This window comes from Streptomyces litchfieldiae, from assembly GCF_031845365.1.
Classification (GTDB): Bacteria; Actinomycetota; Actinomycetes; order Streptomycetales; family Streptomycetaceae; genus Streptomyces; species Streptomyces litchfieldiae.
In genome coordinates, this window is the sequence record NZ_JAVREL010000146.1 from 1 (window position 1) to 400 (window position 400).

Sequence of the window (400 nt, forward strand, 5' to 3'; positions counted from 1 at the left end):
TATACGAACCGTCCCGGGTCGTATACGGAATCGATCGGCACTCCGTCTTCCGTGTGCAGAAACGTCCGCAAACGTGCGCCTCTGGTCGTCTCGGGATGCGGACGAACCATGGAACGCGCCACACGACCTGCCGGACCCATGCTCATGTCGGCTATTCTGCTGGGCAGAGGACTCGGGCAGTGAAGCCCCCGGGTCCTTTTGTGCTTTCGGAAGCGTTGTATACGAAGCGGGAAACCGCAGGTGTACGGAGCCCCCGGGATCGCAGAGCCAGTGCCGTACCGCACACGTCCTCGCAGGGACCGAGGAGGAACCAGACGTATGAGTTCTCTGCTGCTCCTGACCAACGCCCTCCAGCCGTCCACGGAGGTGCTCCCCGCTCTCGGCCTGCTCCTGCACAACG

Annotated in this window: 1 pseudogene; it reads left to right on the forward strand. The window is 63.0% G+C overall.

Annotated features, from left to right (window positions below):
• Window positions 1-318 precede the first annotated feature (318 nt).
• A pseudogene (locus RM590_RS35810) lies at window positions 319-400 on the forward strand (DNA-binding response regulator); the annotation flags it as partial.